The organism is Streptomyces sparsus (genome assembly GCF_054776295.1).
The window spans coordinates 1-4418 of the sequence record NZ_BAAHCA010000395.1 but is presented as its reverse complement, the minus strand read 5'-3'; the positions used below and the strand labels follow the sequence as shown (position 1 = coordinate 4418).

Below are 4418 nucleotides of genomic sequence, written 5' to 3'. Positions count from 1 at the left end.
GGGACGAGCCAGGGGCCCGTCCCGGGCCGCAACGCCGCACGGGAGGCGCCCGGGGTCACTGGGCGCCGGGGCGCACCAGGCCGCTCTCGTAGGCGTACACCGCGGCCTGCACGCGGTCGCGCAGCCCCAGCTTCGTCAGGACGTGCCCGACGTGCGTCTTCACCGTCGTCTCACTGACGAACAGGTCGGCGGCGATCTCCGCGTTCGACAGGCCGCGGGCGACCAGCTTCAGCACCTCCACCTCACGCTCGGTGAGGGTGTGCAGGGTGTCCGGCACCGGCTCGTCACCGGTCGGCAGCCGCTCGGCGTACTTGTCCAGCAGCCGCCGGGTGATGCTCGGCGCCAGCATCGCCTCACCCGCCGCCACCACCCGGATCGCCTGCACCAGCTCCTGCGCCGGCGCGTCCTTCAGCAGGAAGCCGCTGGCACCGGCCCGCAACGCCTCCACCACGTACTCGTCGAGATCGAAGGTGGTCAGCACCAGCACCTTCGCCGGACCGTCCTTCGCGGGGCCGGTGATCTGCCGGGTGGCCTCCACACCGTCCATCCGCGGCATCCGGATGTCCATCAGCACCACGTCGGGCTGGAGAGCGCGGACCTGGTCGAGAGCCTGGAGACCGTCTCCCGCCTCCCCGACCACGGCGAGGTCCTGCTCGGCCTCCAGGATCATCCGGAAACCGGTACGCAGCAGTGGCTGATCGTCCACCAGCAGGACGCGGATTGCCACGGGAACTCCTTCACATGCCGCCGGGCGGGAACGGCCCCATTGTCGCCTAAGGCCGCGCGGGCGAAATGCCCGGCCCTTCGCCCGTGTCGCGCGCTCCGTCCGGTTCCCGGTGCGGGCCGGGAACCGCGGCGGCCTCCGCTCCCGTCCGTGCCCCCGCGTCGCCCTCCGCGGGCCGGGCAGCGCCCTCGGCCACGGTGTCGTCGAGCGGCAGCCGCGGCTGGATCACCAGCGGGTACGGCGGGGGAGTGCCGCCGTACTCCGGGCACCGCGCCTGGTGGTCGCACCAGTCGCACAGCCGACTGGGCTTCGGCCGCCAGTCGCCCGTCTCGGTGGCCAGCTGGATGGCCTCCCACAGGGCCAGCAGCTTGCGCTCCACACCGGCCAGGTCCGCCTCGTCCGGGTCGTAGGTGAGCACGTCCCCGCTGCCGAGGTACACCAGCTGCAACCGCCGCGGCACGACCCCCCGCAGCCGCCACAGCACCAGGGCGTAGAACTTCATCTGGAAGAGCGAGCCCGCGGCGTACTCCGGACGCGGGGCCTTGCCCGTCTTGTAGTCGACGATGCGGATGTCCCCGGAGGGGGCGACGTCCACCCGGTCGATGATCCCGCGCAGCCGCAGCCCGGAGTCGAGCTTCGCCTCCACGAACAGCTCCCGGTCGGCCGGCTCCAACCGCGTCGGATCCTCCAGCGAGAACCACCGCTCGACCAGGGCCTCGGCCTCGGCCAGCCAGCGCGCCAGCTCGGCGTTCTCCTCCGTGTCCGCGGTGAACAGCTCCGCCAGCTCCGGACGCTTGGCCAGCAGCCGCTCCCACTCGCCGGCGACCAGGCCGCGGGCCCGCGGCACACTGCGCTGCGCCGCGGGGCTGTCGAAGAGCCGCTCCAGCACCGCGTGCACCACCGTGCCCCGGGCCGCGGCGGCACTGGGCTTCTCCGGCAGCTTGTCGATCACCCGGAAGCGGTACAGCAGCGGGCACTGCATGAAGTCGGCCGCCCGCGACGGCGAGAGCGACTTGGGCGGCGCGGCGGGCCGGTCGGTGGTGGATGCCATGGAGCAAGACCCTAAGGCCCGGGACTGACATCGGGGCACATACCATCATCAGGAGCACCGGCGGCCCCGCGGGTACGAGAGAAGGACGCCGCGGGGTGCCGCCCGACCGCAGGACCGAGGGGAGCCCGTGGGAGACACGGACAACAACGGGAAGCCGCCGCAGCCGGCCGGGGACAAGAGCCCCGAGAACGGCCGCGACCGGCGCCCACGCGCAGGCGGCGGCAACATCCTGATGGGCCGCCCGTTCGGCGTGCCCGTCTACGTGGCCCCCAGCTGGTTCCTCGTCGCGGCCCTCATCACCTGGGTGTTCGGCGGGCAACTCGACCGGGTGCTTCCCGAGTTGGGTGCCGTCCGCTACCTCATCGCCCTGTTCTTCGCGGTGGCCTTCTACGCCTCCGTCCTGGTGCACGAGCTCGCCCACACGGTCGCGGCACTCCGCTTCCAGCTGCCGGTGCGCCGCATTCAGCTCCAGTTCTTCGGAGGCGTCTCCGAGATCGAGAAGGAGTCCGAGACGCCCGGGCGGGAGTTCGTGCTCGCCTTCGTCGGACCGCTGCTGTCCCTGGTGCTCGGCGGCGTGTTCTACCTCGGCGTGCTGACCGTCGAGGCGCGCAGCGTGCCCGGCGTGCTGCTCTTCGGGCTGATGCTCTCCAACCTCATCGTCGCCGCGTTCAACCTGCTGCCAGGACTGCCGCTCGACGGCGGGCGCATGCTGCGGGCCGTCGTGTGGAAGCTCACCGGCGACCCCATGACCGGCACCGTAGCCGCCGCCTGGACCGGCCGGGTGCTCGCGGTGGCCGTCCTGATCGGGCTGCCGCTCGCCACCCACGCGGGCGGCCTCTCCCGGGGCGAGAGCATCGGCAACCTGAACTCCCTCACCGACGCCCTGCTGGCCGCCATCCTCGCCGCCATCATCTGGACCGGCGCGGGCAACAGCCTGCGCATGGCCCGGCTCCGTGCCCGGCTGCCCGACCTGCGGGCCCGCCGCCTCACCCGGCGGGCCGTGCCCGTCACCTCCGACACCCCGCTGTCGGAGGCGCTGCGCCGCGCCAACGAGGCAGGCGCCCGGGCCCTGGTGGTCGTCGACGGCCAGGGCGCGCCCACCGCGGTGGTGCGGGAGAGCGGCATCGTCTCCGTGCCCGAGCACCGGCGCCCCTGGGTCGCGGTCGGCACCCTCGCCCAGGACCTCACCGACGGCATGCGGGTCTCCGCCGAACTGGCCGGTGAGCAACTCATCGACCACCTCAAGGAGCACCCCGCCACGGAGTACCTGGTCGTCGAGGAGACCGGTGAGATCTACGGCGTGCTGTCCACGGGGGACGTGGAACGCGCCTTCGTGGCCGCGATGGCCAAGCCCGCCGGCTGACGCCCGCCCGCCACCCGCCGTCCACCGCGGACCACCCGCCGCCCGGTGGGCCGCGGTGGTGCGGCGGCCCCGATTCGGTCCCCGGGGCGCACTCGACTAGGGTTGCCCCCATGTCCGAACCGACCGGTGCCGCCCGCCGTCGCGGCCCCTTCCAGGTCGGGGACCAGGTCCAGCTCACCGATCCCAAGGGACGCCACTACACCTTCACGCTCGAGGCCGGGAAGAGCTTCCACACCCACAAGGGTGCCTTCCCCCACGACGAGCTGATCGGTGCTCCCGAAGGCAGTGTCGTCCGTACCACCGGAAACGTCGCCTATCTCGCGCTGCGCCCCCTGCTCCCCGACTACGTCCTGTCCATGCCGCGCGGAGCGGCCGTCGTCTACCCCAAGGACGCCGGCCAGATCCTGGCGATGGCCGACATCTTCCCCGGCGCACGTGTCGTCGAGGCCGGCGTCGGCTCCGGCTCGCTGAGCACCTTCCTGCTGCGCGCCGTCGGCGACCAGGGCATGCTGCACTCGTACGAGCGGCGCGCGGACTTCGCCGACATCGCCCGGCAGAACGTCGAGCGCTACTTCGGCGGGGAGCACCCCGCCTGGCAGCTCACCGTCGGTGACCTCCAGGACAACCTCGCCGACCCGGACGTCGACCGGGTCATCCTGGACATGCTGGCCCCGTGGGAGTGCCTGGAGGCCGTCTCCAAGGCGCTGGTGCCCGGTGGCATCGTCTGCGCCTACGTGGCCACCACCACGCAGCTGGCCCGTACCGTCGAGGCGATCCGCGAGCACGGGACCTTCAACGAGCCGTCGGCCTGGGAGACCATGGTCCGCAACTGGCACATCGAGGGCCTCGCGGTCCGGCCGGACCACCGCATGATCGGCCACACCGGCTTCCTGCTCACCGCCCGGCGGCTCGCGGACGGTGTCGAGCCGCCGCTGCGCCGCCGCCGGCCGTCCAAGGGCGCCTACGGCGACGACTACACCGGTCCGGGCAAGGACGCCGCCGCCCGCTCCGGCGCCTGACCAAACCGGAGCCCAACGATCCACCCTTCGGCCGGTACCCCGCGCGGGTACCGGCCGAAGGTGTCCGCGGGTCCGTCCGGCGCGGTACCGACCCCGGCGTTCCCTCCCGGTGTGACCTGTGGCACCATGCTGGCACTCCCATCGGCCCGGCGACCCAGGAGAACTCCCGCGTGCAGCCCTCGGCAGGCCCGGACCTCCCGCACACCCGCACCCGCGCGGTGCACTGGCTCACCACCGCGGGCGCGCTCGCCGGGCTGCTGG

General features: G+C 73.1%; 4 protein-coding genes. 2 read left to right on the top strand and 2 right to left on the bottom strand.

All coding sequences use genetic code 11. From position 1 onward, the window contains the following. Positions 1-55: 55 nt before the first annotated feature. Together ACYVE9_RS17100 and ACYVE9_RS17095 are read right to left on the bottom strand one after the other, a co-directional pair. A complete protein-coding gene (locus ACYVE9_RS17100) occupies positions 56-727 on the bottom strand; it encodes a response regulator (RefSeq protein ID WP_461028734.1) in 672 nt (223 codons plus the stop codon). A gap of 46 nt (positions 728-773) precedes the next feature. Next, positions 774-1775 carry a RecB family exonuclease gene (locus tag ACYVE9_RS17095; RefSeq protein ID WP_461028733.1) on the bottom strand — a complete coding sequence of 334 codons (1002 nt, stop codon included), beginning with the start codon at positions 1773-1775 and terminating at the stop codon, positions 774-776. Positions 1776-1902: 127 nt separating this feature from the next. Here ACYVE9_RS17095 and ACYVE9_RS17090 point away from each other — a divergent pair, with 127 nt between their 5' ends. Both ACYVE9_RS17090 and ACYVE9_RS17085 read left to right on the top strand, forming a co-directional pair. After that, positions 1903-3138, top strand: a complete 1236-nt coding sequence (locus ACYVE9_RS17090; RefSeq protein WP_461028732.1) for a site-2 protease family protein — start codon at positions 1903-1905, stop codon at positions 3136-3138. Positions 3139-3248: 110 nt separating this feature from the next. Next, a complete protein-coding gene (locus ACYVE9_RS17085; protein ID WP_461028731.1) occupies positions 3249-4157 on the top strand; it encodes a tRNA (adenine-N1)-methyltransferase in 909 nt (302 codons plus the stop codon). The last annotated feature ends 261 nt before the right edge of the window (positions 4158-4418 follow it).